The organism is Streptomyces sp. H51 (assembly GCF_035656535.1).
Classification (GTDB): Bacteria; Actinomycetota; Actinomycetes; order Streptomycetales; family Streptomycetaceae; genus Streptomyces.
The window spans coordinates 140,822-154,339 of sequence record NZ_JAYMHD010000069.1 but is presented as its reverse complement, the minus strand read 5'-3'; the positions used below and the strand labels follow the sequence as shown (position 1 = coordinate 154,339).

11 protein-coding genes and 2 pseudogenes are annotated in these 13,518 nt (G+C 73.7%); 8 read left to right on the top strand and 5 right to left on the bottom strand.

Annotated elements, in window-relative coordinates; all coding sequences use genetic code 11:
• Nucleotides 1–46 precede the first annotated feature (46 nt).
• Nucleotides 47–904 (bottom strand): aldo/keto reductase, encoded by an 858-nt coding sequence (locus VKA29_RS25160; RefSeq protein ID WP_324788236.1) that lies wholly within the window; start codon nucleotides 902–904, stop codon nucleotides 47–49.
• A gap of 436 nt (nucleotides 905–1,340) precedes the next feature.
• Between VKA29_RS25160 and VKA29_RS25155 the strand changes: the two genes are divergently transcribed.
• Together VKA29_RS25155 and VKA29_RS25150 are read left to right on the top strand one after the other, a co-directional pair.
• Nucleotides 1,341–1,562: a hypothetical protein gene (locus tag VKA29_RS25155; protein ID WP_324788235.1), complete on the top strand. Its 222-nt coding sequence runs from the start codon at nucleotides 1,341–1,343 to the stop codon at nucleotides 1,560–1,562.
• Nucleotides 1,563–1,840: 278 nt separating this feature from the next.
• Nucleotides 1,841–2,734, top strand: a complete 894-nt coding sequence (locus tag VKA29_RS25150; RefSeq protein ID WP_324788289.1) for a Gfo/Idh/MocA family oxidoreductase — start codon at nucleotides 1,841–1,843, stop codon at nucleotides 2,732–2,734.
• Between the two features lie 462 nt (nucleotides 2,735–3,196).
• Here VKA29_RS25150 and VKA29_RS25145 read toward each other — a convergent pair whose 3' ends face one another.
• Nucleotides 3,197–4,105 carry a GNAT family N-acetyltransferase gene (locus VKA29_RS25145; RefSeq protein ID WP_324788234.1) on the bottom strand — a complete coding sequence of 303 codons (909 nt, stop codon included), beginning with the start codon at nucleotides 4,103–4,105 and terminating at the stop codon, nucleotides 3,197–3,199.
• 447 nt (nucleotides 4,106–4,552) lie between these two features.
• On the opposite strand from VKA29_RS25145, the gene VKA29_RS25140 reads away from it, so the two are divergent.
• Nucleotides 4,553–4,759, top strand: a complete 207-nt coding sequence (locus VKA29_RS25140) for a hypothetical protein (RefSeq protein WP_324788233.1) — start codon at nucleotides 4,553–4,555, stop codon at nucleotides 4,757–4,759.
• 160 nt (nucleotides 4,760–4,919) lie between these two features.
• Nucleotides 4,920–5,248 (top strand): annotated as a pseudogene (locus VKA29_RS25135) (Si-specific NAD(P)(+) transhydrogenase); the annotation flags it as partial.
• Here VKA29_RS25135 and VKA29_RS25130 read toward each other — a convergent pair.
• Nucleotides 5,207–5,707 carry a DUF5709 domain-containing protein gene (locus VKA29_RS25130; protein WP_324788232.1) on the bottom strand — a complete coding sequence of 167 codons (501 nt, stop codon included), beginning with the start codon at nucleotides 5,705–5,707 and terminating at the stop codon, nucleotides 5,207–5,209. The pseudogene VKA29_RS25135 and the gene VKA29_RS25130 overlap by 42 nt on opposite strands.
• Nucleotides 5,708–6,037: 330 nt before the next feature.
• Between VKA29_RS25130 and VKA29_RS25125 the strand changes: the two genes are divergently transcribed.
• Both VKA29_RS25125 and VKA29_RS25120 read left to right on the top strand, forming a co-directional pair.
• Complete coding sequence (locus VKA29_RS25125; RefSeq protein ID WP_324788231.1) at nucleotides 6,038–7,513, top strand: APC family permease; 1,476 nt, start codon at nucleotides 6,038–6,040, stop codon at nucleotides 7,511–7,513.
• An 11-nt stretch (nucleotides 7,514–7,524) separates the two neighbouring features.
• Nucleotides 7,525–8,484, top strand: a complete 960-nt coding sequence (locus VKA29_RS25120) for a hypothetical protein (protein WP_324788230.1) — start codon at nucleotides 7,525–7,527, stop codon at nucleotides 8,482–8,484.
• A 70-nt stretch (nucleotides 8,485–8,554) separates the two neighbouring features.
• On the opposite strand, the gene VKA29_RS25115 is transcribed toward VKA29_RS25120, so the two are convergent.
• Both VKA29_RS25115 and VKA29_RS25110 read right to left on the bottom strand, forming a co-directional pair.
• Nucleotides 8,555–10,897 (bottom strand): glycoside hydrolase family 65 protein, encoded by a 2,343-nt coding sequence (locus tag VKA29_RS25115; protein WP_324788229.1) that lies wholly within the window; start codon nucleotides 10,895–10,897, stop codon nucleotides 8,555–8,557.
• Nucleotides 10,894–11,634: a beta-phosphoglucomutase family hydrolase gene (locus VKA29_RS25110; protein WP_324788228.1), complete on the bottom strand. Its 741-nt coding sequence runs from the start codon at nucleotides 11,632–11,634 to the stop codon at nucleotides 10,894–10,896. The genes VKA29_RS25115 and VKA29_RS25110 overlap by 4 nt, the downstream gene beginning before the upstream one ends.
• Nucleotides 11,635–11,788: 154 nt before the next feature.
• On the opposite strand from VKA29_RS25110, the gene VKA29_RS25105 reads away from it, so the two are divergent.
• Both VKA29_RS25105 and VKA29_RS25100 read left to right on the top strand, forming a co-directional pair.
• Nucleotides 11,789–12,442, top strand: a complete 654-nt coding sequence (locus VKA29_RS25105) for a nucleoside/nucleotide kinase family protein (protein ID WP_324788227.1) — start codon at nucleotides 11,789–11,791, stop codon at nucleotides 12,440–12,442.
• Between the two features lie 42 nt (nucleotides 12,443–12,484).
• Nucleotides 12,485–13,488 (top strand): annotated as a pseudogene (locus tag VKA29_RS25100) (autotransporter-associated beta strand repeat-containing protein); the annotation flags it as partial.
• Nucleotides 13,489–13,518 lie beyond the last annotated feature (30 nt).

The following is a 13,518-nucleotide window of genomic DNA, read 5'->3' as shown; positions in this document are numbered from 1 at the left end:
TTCTCCCCATGTCGCCGGGAAGTACGCGTGTGTGCCGGGTACAGCGTCAGACGGCGTCGAGTTCGGCGATTTCGCCGGCGTCCAGGACGAGGTCGGCGGCGGCGACGGAGTCGCGGATCGTCTCCGGGCGGCTCGATCCGGGGATCGGGACGACGACCGGCGACTTGGCGAGCATCCACGCCAGGCACACCCGCTGCGGGCTCACACCGTGGGCCTCGGCGACCCGGGCGAACGGCGCGTACGCGGAACCCAGTTCGCGGGCCCGGGAGATGCCGCCGAGCGGGCTCCAGGGCAGGAACGCGATGCCGAGCTCGTCGCACAGCCGCAGCTCGGGCTCGCTGGAGCGGAAGGCCGGCGAGAACTGGTTCTGCACGGACACCAGCCGGCCGCCGAGGATCTCGCGGGCCTGCCGGATCTGGTCGGGGTTCGCGTTGGAGATGCCCGCCATGCGGATCTTGCCCTCGTCCAGCAGATCGCGCAGCGCGCCCACGGAGTCGGCGTACGGCACGCGCGGGTCGGGGCGGTGGAACTGGTAGAGCCCGATGGCCTCGACGCCGAGCCTGCGCAGGGACGCCTCGCAGGCCTCCCTGAGGTGGCGGGGGCTGCCGTCGACGGTCCAACTGCCGTCGCCGGGGCGCAGATGGCCGCCCTTGGTGGCCACCAGGACGTCCTTGCCGCGCTCGTGGGAGGCGAGGGCCTTGGCGATCAGGATCTCGTTGTGACCGACCTCGCGGGCGTCGCGGTGGTAGGCGTCCGCGGTGTCGATCAGCGTCACGCCGGCGTCGAGGGCGGCGTGCAGGGTGGCAAGGGAACGCGCCTCGTCCGGCCGCCCTTCGATCGACATGGGCATCGCGCCCAGACCGATCGCGCTGACCTCGACGTCACCGATGCGGCGGGTGTGCATGAGTTCGTGACCTCTTCAGACTGTCGCGGGACCGATGGGCGTCCGGCACGCCGGGGTTCGACGGCGGCGCACCGGAGCACGCCCTCCAGCCTGACCCGCCCGACGGCCCAAGGTCCAATAGAGGAAAGAGAACGCATTCAGCAGCCGGGGCGCTGAATGGGGGCCGGCTCACGGCCCGGGACGGACCGGCGTCGGGGCCGGCGTCGAGGCCGGCGTCGAGGCCAGGCATCGGGGCCGGGCGCCGCCCCTTCCTGTGCCGTCGCACGAGACCCAATTCGGGTGTCAGGAGCGGCTGTTGACCGCCGAGAAGACGATGGAGGCAAGCGCGACGAATACATCGACACGGAATCATCACCAATTCTTCACAGTCGGTCCGCCCATGAGCCGCGCGCATACGAGCACCCGGATTGCGTCACCGGTCCAAGGGGTTGTCGTCGTGATATTCGTCGCTGTACTGCTGTTGCCCTCCCTGTGCGGGATGCTCGTGCTGATGGACCGTCTGGAGGACCGTCTGCTCGACCCGGCACCCGCCCGCCGCCGGCACGCCGGGCGGCGCAGGCATCTGCGTCTGGTCTCGAGCCGTGACGCGGCCCAAGCCGGCGCCGGCGTGGCGCCGTTCGCAGGCGAGTCCGCCGCCGCGGACCGCCGGGCGGCCTGAGCGGGCCGCCGCGGGTGTTCCCGCCGCTCATCGCGGGCGCGGTCCCGGACACCCGGCCGCCCCGGTCCCGCCGGACCGGGGCGGCCTTCTCGTCGCCTCCCGCCGGCTCGCCGCACGCCGCTTCCGGCTCGCGGGCTGCCGGTGGGGCGGACGCGTGTGCGAAGCTCGACCGCGGACGGGTCGTGGGTGCCGGCCTCCGGAAGGCCCGGCGCACATGACGTCTTGGCGATGTGGACACGTGAAGACGTGAAGACATGACGATGTGGAGAGGCGACGGCATGCGGATCGGACTGCTCGGCACCGGCCCCTGGGCGAAGACGGCGCACGCACCCGCGCTCACCGCGCACCCGGAACTGGAGTTCGTCGGCGTGTGGGGCCGTCGTCCGCAGGCCGCGAAGGAGCTGGCCGACCGTCACCGCACCCGCGCCTACGACGACGTGGACGCCCTGCTCGCCGACGTGGACGCGGTGGCCGTCGCGCTGCCCCCGGCCGTACAGGCGGAGCTGGCCGTGCGGGCCGCCCGCGCCGGCTGCCACCTGCTGCTGGACAAGCCGCTGGCGACGACGGCCGACCAGGCCCGGGCGGTGGTCGAGGCCGTGCGGGAGGCCGGTACGGCCTCGGTCGTCTTCTTCACCACCCGCTTCCAGCCGGAACCGGAGGCATGGATCGCCGAACAGTCGGAGCGCGGCGGCTGGTTCACCGCGCGGGCGCAGTGGCTCGGCGCTGTCTTCACGACCGACAGCCCGTTCGCGGCCTCACCGTGGCGGCGGGAGAAGGGCGCGCTGTGGGACGTCGGCCCGCACGCGCTGTCCGTCGTCCTGCCGGTGCTCGGTGACGTACGGAGGGTGTCGGCCGCGGCGCCCGGTCCCGGGGACACCGTCCACCTGGTGCTGGAACACACCTCGGGTGCGTCCAGCACGCTGACGCTGAGCCTGACGGCGCCGCCCGCGGCGGCCGGGTCCGCCGTCGAACTGCGCGGCGAGTCGGGGGTGACGGTGCTGCCGCACAGCCCGCACTCGGTGGTCGAGTCGCTGACCCGGGCCGCGGACGCGCTGTGCGCGGCTGCGCGGACGGGGCGGCCGCACCCCTGCGACGCCGCGTTCGGGCTGCGGGTCACGGAGATCCTCACCGAGGCCGAGGACGTACTGCGGCGGTCGGCCCCCCACGGCTGACCACGCCCCGTCCCCCGGCCTCCGCCACCCGGCGGGATCCTTCTCCGGGCACTGAATCCGCCACCCGGTGAGGACCACCGGCGGCCGTCACCGGGCGGGGACCGCCACCCGGCGTGGCCCGGTACCGGGCACGGGACCGTCAGGCCGTACGACGGTCAGGCCGCCCCCGGCAGGCACCGCACCCCCACCGAGCGCGTGCACCGCTCCCGGCACGGGCGCCACCCGGCGCGGGACCGTCACCCGGCAGGGACCACTCCGGGCATCGGGACCCTGCAAGGGCACCACCAGGCACGAGGAACCACCCCACCGGAACCACCACCGGGCGCGGAGCCGGCACCACCGGGCGCGGAGCCGACCCCCGGCAGGACCGCCCCGGGGACGGGGACCGTTCCCGGCGCGGGCGCCACCGCCCGACCGCGGGGACCCCTCCCGGTAAGGGCGACGCCGCCGGGCGCGGGACCGTCATCCGGCGAGGGCCGCCTCGGTGAGGTGGAAGTTGACCCGTTCCCGCACGATGGGGTAACCCACCCTCGCGAAGTGGGCGGCCATGGGGGTGTTCGCCCGGTCGGTGGCCGCCGCGACGAACTCCGCGCCCTGTTCCGCGAGGAAGCGGGTGCACTCCACGAGAAGGTCGTAGGCGTAGCCGTGTCCGCGCTGTTCCGGCAGGACCCCGATGAAGCCGACGCAGGGGCCCGAGGGGTTGTGGGCGGGGATGTGGATGCCGACCGGGTCTCCCTGCGAGGTACGCGCGACCTGCCACCAGCACCGGGGCGACGGAAGCCAGTGGAAGAAGTCCAGCTCCTCCCGCGCCGCCCGGTCCGTGCCGCCGAGCGCGACGGCCCTGAGGGCGTGGGCGTCGAGGGTGGCCGAGTGGATGCGGCGCAGCGCGTCGAGGAAGACCGCGTCGTCCGGCTCGGGCGCGAACCGCAGCCGCCCCGGCCGCTCGGGCAGTCCGCACTCCGGCGTCCAGCGGTACAGGTAGCGCTCGACCAGCAGCTCGTAGCCGGCCGCGCGCGCGGCCCGGAAGCGCGTCTCGGCGACGGTCCGCAGGGCCGGTTCGTCCCGCCAGTGGGCGGGCAGCGTCAGTTCCAGGTTGTCGACGTGCCAGGGCGCGGTGCGCAGGAGCCGTGCCCCCGCCTCCTCCTCGCCCTCGGCGACGTCGAACCAGTTGATGTTGACCGGCCGTGTGTCCTCGGGGCCGCCCCACCAGGCGCCGCGGGCGACGACGGTGCCGTCGCGCAGGGCGACGCGCTTCCAGTCGGGGCGGTGACGTGTCAGCCGGTGCGCCTCGCGGGCGCCGAGCGGGTCCGGGTGGGCGTCGAAGAGCGGAGCGTCGTTCTCGTCGAGCGTACGGATGACCAGTCCGGTCACGGGATCCTCCGGGATGCGTGCTGCGTGGAGCGCTCCCGGCCCGATCAGGCCGTGCACGCCGGGACGCCGGCGAGGGAGCGCTGGGTGAGGGTGAACTGCACGGCACTCGCCTCCTTCCGTCCGGTCCTGGGCGTGTCGTCCGACAGTACGGAGCGCCGCTCCCCCACGTCCAGCGGTTTTCCGCGCGTCCACGTCCAGCGGTTTTTCGCGCGTCCGGCGCTCTCCGGCCGCGCTCGGGGCGTACTCGGGACCTGCTCGCCGCTGTCCGGGGCCGCACGGCTGGGCCGAGCGGCCCCAAGTCCTCACCGGACGTCCTTCGGGCCCCCCGGGCCTCTTGAGCAACGCCCGTACCGGATGCAGGGTGGGCAAAGGGGGTTCAATGGTGGTAGCGGACCCGATGACCGCACCGGGCCCGAACAAGTGATCCGGACTCGAGGAGCAGAGATCATGTCGACGTCACAGCCCGAAGCGTCCGGGCCGTCCGAGGACGGCGTCACCCCGGACGACCTGCTTCACGCCCGCACCGGCACCGATGTGTCGGCGGAGGACGTCGTCCTTGCCGCGGGCAGGGACCTCAACCCGCGCAACCTCGCGTGGGCCCAGCGCAAGCTGGACGCGGAGGGCCCCGCCGCCCTCGACAAACTGCTGCCGTAACCAGCGTCCGCCCACCCGCCCGCGGGTCCGGCCGGGGAAGTGCCGGGCCCACGGGCGTGACGCGGCCGAAGCCCCGGTGGCGGCGGTGTCGGCTCGTGCCCGTCCGCCCCTCCGGAGGGTGCCTGAGGGCTGCCGGATTCCTGAGGCGCCCGACTTAGACGTGTTCGTCACAGGATCCGGCCCGGGCGGCCAGAAGGCCGCCGAATCGCCGCGGAAGAGTTCGCCGCAGGGTCACCGTCGCCGACCCCGACATGGTCGGCGGGGCCTCCGTCCGGACCGGCACCGTCCCTTCCAAGACGCCGCGCCGGGCGGCGCTCCACCTCACCGGCCCTCACCCAGCGTGATCTGTACGGGCCCAGCTACCGGCTGGGGGAGGACATCACCGTCGCCGACCTGATCGCCCGCGCCCAGCAGCAGGGGGCTCGGGTCCCGGAGCGGAATCCGGCGTCAGCGGTCCCGCTCGGCGCCGGGCAACGCCGTGTCGTCGACGACGTGGACGGCGGCTTCCTCCGCGCCGGCGGCTCCGCCGTCGACACCCACGTCGGAGGCGACCTCCTCCTTCGTGGTGTTCGCGTGGGCTCCCTCGTCCGGCGCGACCAGGCGCCCGGCGCGGTCGCCGCCCGCCTCCGGGTCGGTCGGCTCCCCCTCGCCCCCGGGCAGGTCCCCGACCTCGTCCCCGGCGGGCACCCCGGCGTCCGGCACCTCCTGGGCGAGCCGCTGGTCGAGGCTCTCGCCCGCGTGCTGTTCCGCCGCCGTGGTGCCGTACTTGGTGACGCCCAGCGGCCTCTCGGGCGGCGAGTAACCCTCGTCGAGGGTGTCGTCGTAGGTCCGCTCGTCGAGGGTGTCCTGCAGGTCGAGCGGAGCGGCGTCCGCCTGCTCCTCGTTGGTCCCGGTCGGCTGGTAGGCGTCGTCGCCCATCGGCGCGGGGGCGGTCTCCTCGCTGCTCATGGTGGTCTCCTTCGCGCACTGCGCCTGATCGGATCCGTCGGGTGTCCCGGTCCGCGTTTCCCGAAGCGCGCCGTCCAACCCCGCCCTCCCGGGTGACTCAGGAGGTGGGCGTTGCCAGAGGGACGAGGAGGGCTATCATCACTCGCACACACGCTGTGATCGCCCGGCGACGCACCGACCGGGCGGGATCCACCACGCCATTTCGCCACTTTTGGCCCGAGGGCGACCCTCACCGGTCAGGAGTGCGTGGAGTGCGTACCACCCCAGCCCCACCGACGACGTCGGGGTCAGGTCGTCCTCGCGACGTGCACGACGGAAAGCAGCGCAACGATGAGCAACAACAAGGGCAGAGGGCTCCAGGCCAACGCCCTCGGCACGTTCGACACAGTGGTGATGGCCGTCGCGGGCAGCGCCCCGGCGTACTCGCTCACCGCGACCACCGCGGTCCTGGTCGGCGCGGTGGGGCTGGCCAGCCCGGCGGCGCTGCTGTACGGCGCGATACCCATGCTGGGCATCGCGCTGGCCTTCAGCTACCTCAGCCGCATCGACGTGAACGCGGGCGCCAGTTACTCGTGGGTGGGGCGCACGCTCCACCCGTTCCTGGGCTTCATCAGCGGCTGGGCGCTGGTGATCTCGACCACCATCTTCATGGTGGCGGGTTCGCTGCCCGCCGGCTCGATGACCCTGGCCCTGTTCGACGACGACCTCGCCGGGAACACCGCGCTGTCGACGGCGGTCGGCGCGGGCTGGTTCGTGATCATGCTGCTGGTGGTGCTCGGCGGTGCCCGGCTCACCGCCCGCGCGCAGCTGATCATGTCCGGTGTCGAGCTCGCCATCCTCGGCCTGTTCGTGGTGCTCGCCCTCTTCCACACGGACAACGCGCGGCCCTTCGACTGGTCGTGGCTGGGCTTCTCCCACTTCGACGGAATGACCGGTTTCGCCTCGGGCGCCCTCATCGCCGCCTTCTACTACTGGGGCTGGGACGTCACCAGCAACCTGAGCGAGGAGACCCGCAACAGCCGTCGTACGACGGGCCTTGCGGGACTGATCGGCGTGGGCATCGTCTTCCTGCTCTTCGAGGTGTTCACCATCGCGGTGAACGTCGTCCTCAGCTCCCGGCAGATCGAGGAGAACGACGCCAACGTGCTGTCGGTGCTCGGCGAGGAACTCTGGCCGGGCTGGGGCGGCAAGCTGCTGCTCGTGTCGGTGATGCTGTCCACCATCGCCACCCTGGAGACCACGCTGATCCAGGTCACGCGTTCCCTGTTCGCGATGGGCCGCGACCGCACGATGCCGTCCGCGCTGGGCAAGGTGCACCGCACCTGGAACACCCCCTGGGTGGCCATCACGGTGGTCGGCGCGGTGGCACTGGTGATGATGGTGGCCTCCAACGCCCTGGGCACGGTGGGCGACATCCTCTCCGACGCCATCTCGGCGATGGGTCTGCAGATCGCCGTGTACTACGGACTGGCCGGCCTCGCGGTGGTCGTCGCGTACCGCAAGATGCTGCTGAAGTCCCCGGCCCACTTCCTGCTGGCCGGGCTGTGGCCGCTGTTCGGCGCCGGGTTCATGTTCTGGGTCTTCGTCGAGTCGCTGGGCGAACTGAGCACCGCCGCCATCACGATCGGCATCGGCGGGCTCGCCGCCGGCCTGGTGCCGATGCTGTGGTACTGGCGCCGGGGCAGCGACTACTACCGGCCCGCCCGCCTGGACGCCTCCCGCACCGTGGAAGCGGACTACGTCGTCCCCGACGCCTACGCGCCCGCGGGCACCCGTGCCCACGAAGGTCTTCCCACCGACTTCTGAGGGAGACCCAGATGGCGCGCGAACGCTTCACCCCCGACTACGACCCCGACTGCGGCGACACCTCCCTCACCTCCAGCCGTCACGACATCGTCATCGGCCGCTGGCAGGGCCTGCGGGAGCTGCTGCGGGCCACCGGCCCGGACTGGCTGGCCCGGGGTCACCGGATCCGCCTGCTCGCACAGGCCTGCGCCGCGAACTCGACGGTGGAGACGTGGCTGGCCGCCGAACCCCGCAACGCCGACGCGCTGGTGCTGCGGGCGGCGACGGAGACCGCGCGGGCGTTCAACCTGGCCATCGCCGCGGGCCGGGGCGTGCCGATCGACCAGCAGCGCATCGACACCGCGGTGATGGCCTGCCTGCAGGCCGCCGAGGCACTGCCGGACGACCCCACCCCGTGGGTCTCCCTGATCTCCGTGGCACGGCTGTACCCGGCGGGGGTGCGGCGGCAGGAGCTGGCGCGCTGGTGGGACGAGTTGCACGCGCGCGACCCGTACAGCGTGGAGGGCCACCTGCAGGTCCTGCACTACTACTCGGCGCGCTGGCACGGCTCGCACGGCCTGATGTACGACTTCGCCCACGACGCGGCGGGCGTCGCGCCGCCCGGCTGCCCGCTGCCGGTGCTGGTGCAGTACGCGCGGGTCGAGGAGTACCGGCACCTCCTGGACGCGGTCGACGGCGGTCAGTCCGCCGTCGGCCACGGGCAGCACTGGAGTCACGAGGGCGCGGTCAGCGCCGTGCGCCGCACCTGGCAGTGCTGGATCTCGGTCCGGCCCGACGAGATCATCGCGCCCGGCGAACTGCGCGACCTCAACCACCTGGCGCACGCCGCCTGCCACGCCGGTGTGCAGGACATCTCGGCGGCTCTGCTGCGGATGCTCGGCCGGCGTGCCACCCGGACCCCCTGGTCGTACACGGGCGATCCGGACCAGCAGTTCGCCAAGTTCCGCCGAGAGGCCAAGCTGCGCACCTGACCGACGGTCCGGGAGGGCCGCGCCGCGCACCCGTGGCGCGGCCCTCCCCGGTACGGGGATCCGGGCCCGGTCAGCGACCGCCCGGTCCGCGGTGCCGGGGCTGCGCGGGGGCCGGGCGCACCGGCGTCGGCGGCATCGGGCACACGGCCGGGCCGTCGCCGTTGACCCGGACCGGCGTTCCGTGGTGACGGATCGTCACGGACGGGCCGGACAGCAGCGTGTAGGCGGCCTTGTCCGGGCCGATCTCCACGCGCAGCCGGCTGCCGAGGAGCTGGACGTGGAAGGCGAGGCGGCTGAACCTCTCGGGCAGCCGGGGCGCGAACGCGAGGCTGTCGCCGTCGCGGCGCAGGCCGCCGAATCCCGCCACCAGTGCCGTCCAGGTGCCCGCCAGCGAGGCGATGTGCAGTCCGTCGCGGGTGTTGTGCTCCAGGTCCGCCAGGTCCATCAGCGCCGCCTCGACCGTGTAGTCGTAGGCGAGCCGCAGATGGCCCGCCTGCGCGGCGATCACGGCCTGGACGCAGGCCGACAGGGAGGAGTCGCGGACGGTCAGCGGCTCGTAGTAGGCGAAGTTGCGGGCCACCTGCTCGTCGTCGAAGTGGCTGCCGCACAAGTACATCGCCAGGACGAGGTCCGCCTGCTTGACGACCTGCTTGCGGTACAGGTCGAAGTACGGGAAGTGCAGCATCAGCGGGTACTGCCCGGGGGCCGTGTTCTCGAAGTCCCAGCGCTGGTAGCGGGTGAAGCCCGCGTGCTGTTCGTGCACGCCGAGGTCGTCGTTGTAGGGCAGGTGCACGGCCTCGGCCGCGTCCCGCCAGGCGGCGGACTCCTCCTCGTCGACGCCGAGCCGGGCGGCCTGCTGCGGATGGCGTTCGACGGCGTCGGCGGCCGCGAGGAGGTTCGCCCGGGCCATGAGGTTGGTGTAGGTGTTGTCGTCGACGACGGCGCTGTACTCGTCGGGGCCGGTGACGCCGTCGATGTGGAAGGTGCCGTGCGCGTCGTGGTGGCCGAGCGAGCGCCACAGGCGGGCGGTCTCCACCAGCAGTTCGACGCCCGCCTCGCGCTCGAAGTCGGTGTCGCCGGTGGCCGTGACGTAGCGTACGACGGCGTCGGCGATGTCGGCGTTGACGTGGAAGGCCGCGGTCCCGGCGGGCCAGTACGCCGACCCCTCCGAGCCCTCGATGGTGCGCCAGGGGAACGCGGCGCCGTCCAGGCCGAGCTGGGCGGCGCGCTCCCGGGCGGCGTCGAGGGTGTCGTGCCGCCAGCGCAGCGCCTCGGCCACGGCGCCGGGGGCGGTGTAGGTCAGCAGGGGCAGGACGAAGGTCTCGGTGTCCCAGAAGGCGTGGCCGTCGTAGCCGGATCCGGTCAGGCCCTTCGCGGGTATCGCGCGCCGTTCGGCACGGGCGCCGGCCTGCAGGACGTGGAAGAGGGCGAAGCGCGCGGCCTGCTGGATCTCCTCGTCCCCGTCCACCTCGACGTCGGCGCGTGACCAGAAGTCGTCCAGGTACTCGCGCTGTTCGGCGAGCAGACCGTCCCAGCCGCTGTGCGCGGCCGCCGCCAGGGCCGCCTCCACCTGGCCGCTCATCGCGGGCCGCGAGCGGACGCCGGACCAGCCGTGGGCGACGAGCTTCTCCACGCGCAGCCGCCGGCCGGGCTCCAGCACGGCGGTGACGGTCAGCCGGGCCACGTCGGCGTCGCTCTCGCCGCTGATCGTGGTCCGCGGCGGGCCGGTGACGGTGTGGTCGGCGGCGACGGCGACGCGCAGGCCGCTGCGCCGGGTGCGGTGCACCAGACGCAGCTTGTTGCGGGAGGCGAAGTGCTCCTCCGGCTCCAGCGGCGACGTCAGCGCCCGCGCCGCGCGCGGGTCGCCGTCCGGCTCGGGCAGGCTCTCGTTGGCGACCAGCTCGGACTGGATCACCACGCGGCAGCGGTCGCCGACCGCCTCCACCTCGTAGGCGACGGCCGCCACGGCCCGCTGGGTCAGCGACACCAGCCGGGTCGAGCGGACCCGGACCGTCGACCCGGCCGGCGAGGTCCACTCGCAGGTGCGCTCCAGCACGCCCCGGCGCAGGTCGAGGACGCGTTCGTGCGCGACGACCTGCCCGTAGCGCAGGTCGAACGGCTCGTCGTCGACGAGCAGCCGCAGGATCTTGCCGTTGGTGACGTCGATGACGCTCTGGCCGGACTCCGGGTAGCCGTACCCGGCCTCGGCGTAGGGCAGCGGGTGCAGTTCGTGGACGCCGTTGAGGTAGCTGCCGGGCAGGCCGTGCGGTTCGCCCTCGTCCAGGTTGCCGCGCCAGCCGACGTGCCCGTTGGACAGGGCGAACACCGACTCGCTCTGGGCCAGGACGTCCAGGTGCAGTTCCGTCTCGCGCACGCACCACGGCTCGACGGTGTACGACCGGTGGGTGATCACGCACGCCCTCCCAGCTCGGCGAGGTCCTTGACGACGATGTCGGCGCCGTGGGCGTACAGCGCCTCGCTCTGCCCGACCCGGTCGACGCCGACGACGTAGCCGAAGTGGCCGGAGCGGCCCGCGTCCATGCCGGCCAGGGCGTCCTCGAAGACGGCGGCCCGCGACGGCTCGACGCCGAGGTCCCGGGCGGCGGCGAGGAAGGTGTCGGGGCGCGGCTTGCCCGGCAGCCCCCGCTCGGCGGCCACCACGCCGTCGATGCGGACGTCGAAGAGGTCCTCGATGCCGGTCGAGTGCAGCACGTCGCGGGTGTTGGCGCTGGAGGAGACGATGGCGGTCTTCAGGCCCCGCGCCCGCGCCGCCCGGATGTAGCGCAGGGTGCCGTCGTAGGGCTCGACGCCCTGGGTGCGGATCCGCTCCAGCAGCAGGACGTTCTTGCGGTTGCCGACGCCGTTGACGGTCTGCGCCTGAGGCGGGTCGTCGGGATGGCCCTCCGGCAGTTCGATGCCGCGGGAGGCGAGGAAGGTGCGCACGCCGTCGGCGCGGGGGCGTCCGTCGACGTACTCGTCGTAGTCGGCACCGCTGTCGAACGGCCGGAAGCCCTCGCCCTCCCGCTCGCGCAGGAAGGCGTCGAACGTCTCCTTCCAGGCGGCCGCGTGCACCACCGCCGTCTTGGTGACGACCCCGTCGAGGTCGAAGAGGCAGGCCTGGATGTCTTCGGGGAGACCGAGCTGCGTCATACCGGACACCTTTCCCCATCGGGGCCGGTGCAGCGGGTGGTTCCGGCCACATGTGCACGGCGGAGCAGACCGAAACGCGCCATTGGTCCGGTATGCACAGGTGTGGGACACCGCGCCGCGGACGTGTCGCGGTGCCGGTGGCACACTCTGGGGTGTGCCGACGACGTTCGACGACCTCCTCGTTCGTGCCCGTGCCCTGCCCCGGGAGGGCCGCCGTGCGGTGCTCGGCATCACCGGCAGCCCGGGCGCCGGCAAGACGACGCTCGCCGAGAGCCTGGTCCGCGAGCTGAACGGCGACGGGAGTCCGTGGGTGGCGCACGTCCCCATGGACGGCTTCCACCTCGCCGACGCCGAACTGGACCGGCTCGGCTGCCGCGACCGCAAGGGCGCGCCGGACACCTTCGACGCCGCCGGGTACGCGGCACTGCTGCGGCGGCTGCGGGACGACACCGCGGACGTCGTCTACGCGCCGGGCTTCGAGCGGGTGCTGGAGCAGCCGATCGCGGGCGCGATCCCGGTGCCGCCGACCGCCCGGCTGGTGGTGACGGAGGGCAACTACCTGCTGCTGGACACGGGCGCGTGGGCGCGCGTGCGGCCGCACCTCGACGAGGTGTGGTTCTGCGAGCTCGACGAGGAGGAGCGGGTGCGCCGGCTGGTCGCCCGGCACGAGGAGTTCGGCAAGGACCACGAGGCGGCCGTGGCCTGGGTGGAGCGCTCGGACCAGCGCAACGCCGGACTGGTGGCGGCGACGCGGGAGCGGGCGGACCTGGTGGTGCGGGAGCCGGGGCGGGCGGACGGGCGACGCTGAGCGGGCCCGTGGTTCCGGGAGGCCGCTCCCGGAACCACGGGCCGGATCATGGCGGGCATGCACTCCACCGTCGACGTCCTCGGCGGGCGCGTCATGGCCACCGCGCTGGCCGCCGCCGCACTGGCCGTCCCGGCGAACGCGGAGCTCAGGACCGCCGCCCGCGCCCAGGCCCTGGCCTACTTCCAGGAGCGGACCGGCGCCACGGCCGACACCCTGTACGCCTACGCCCACTCGGCCGCGCCCGGCACCGACCCGTACGCGGACCGGGACGCCAACGCCCGCGCGGTGCGGCCCAGACTGACGTACGTGCTGACCCGGCACGGCCGCAGCGAGCCGCTGACCGTGCCGAAGGGCGCGGAGGTGCTGCCGGAGACGCGGCTGCCGTACCTGGACGCCGGGCAGCGGCGCGAGGTGCTGCGCACCACCGCGCTGTCCTCCGGGTACGTCCTGCTGGACGGCTTCGAGCAGTGGGGGCGCCTGAACCTGTTCGCCGCGGCGGACGGGTACGGCTCCTTCGACTCCGACGTGACCGTCGCCCCGGACGCGGCGGCGGGCGGTTTCGCCGCGGCCGACAGCCGGCGCAACGACATCGGCGGCGCCGGCGGGCTGACCAAGCGGGGCACCGGCACGCTGGCCCTGACCGGTCGCAACACCTACGCGGGCGGCACCACCGTGACGGACGGCGTGCTGGTGGCCGGCTCGTCGCACGCCCTGGGCCGCGGCGACGTGCGGGTGCCCGGCGGCACGCTGCGGCTCCAGCGGCCGGCCGAGGTGCGCGGCGGGTACCGGCGCAGGAGTCGGCGGCCCTGGAGGTGACGCTGCGCGCCGGGCAGGACGCGGCCCTGCGGGTGACCCGGCGGGCGCTGCCGGACCCCGGCAGCGTGCTGTCGCTGCGTCTCGACGCCGAGCGGCCGCCTGCCGCGGGCAGCACGGTGCCCGTCCTGGCCGCCGCCGTGCTGCGCGGTCGGTTCGACCGCGTGGAGCTGAACTCCCCCACGCTGCGGGCCGTACCCGTGTGCACGACGGAAGGTCTGTCGGACTCCTGACGACTCCTGAAGCGGTGACGCCGCCGGTGG

Excerpts from the sequence above, each read along its gene's own strand:
- VKA29_RS25120 (WP_324788230.1), top strand. The coding sequence starts at position 7,525 with ATGGCGCGCGAACGCTTCACCCCCGACTACGACCCCGACTGCGGCGAC.
- VKA29_RS25150 (WP_324788289.1), top strand. The coding sequence starts at position 1,841 with ATGCGGATCGGACTGCTCGGCACCGGCCCCTGGGCGAAGACGGCGCAC.
- VKA29_RS25125 (WP_324788231.1), top strand. The coding sequence starts at position 6,038 with ATGAGCAACAACAAGGGCAGAGGGCTCCAGGCCAACGCCCTCGGCACG.
- VKA29_RS25160 (WP_324788236.1), bottom strand. The coding sequence starts at position 904 with ATGCACACCCGCCGCATCGGTGACGTCGAGGTCAGCGCGATCGGTCTG.
- VKA29_RS25140 (WP_324788233.1), top strand. The coding sequence starts at position 4,553 with ATGTCGACGTCACAGCCCGAAGCGTCCGGGCCGTCCGAGGACGGCGTC.
- VKA29_RS25110 (WP_324788228.1), bottom strand. The coding sequence starts at position 11,634 with ATGACGCAGCTCGGTCTCCCCGAAGACATCCAGGCCTGCCTCTTCGAC.
- VKA29_RS25130 (WP_324788232.1), bottom strand. The coding sequence starts at position 5,707 with ATGAGCAGCGAGGAGACCGCCCCCGCGCCGATGGGCGACGACGCCTAC.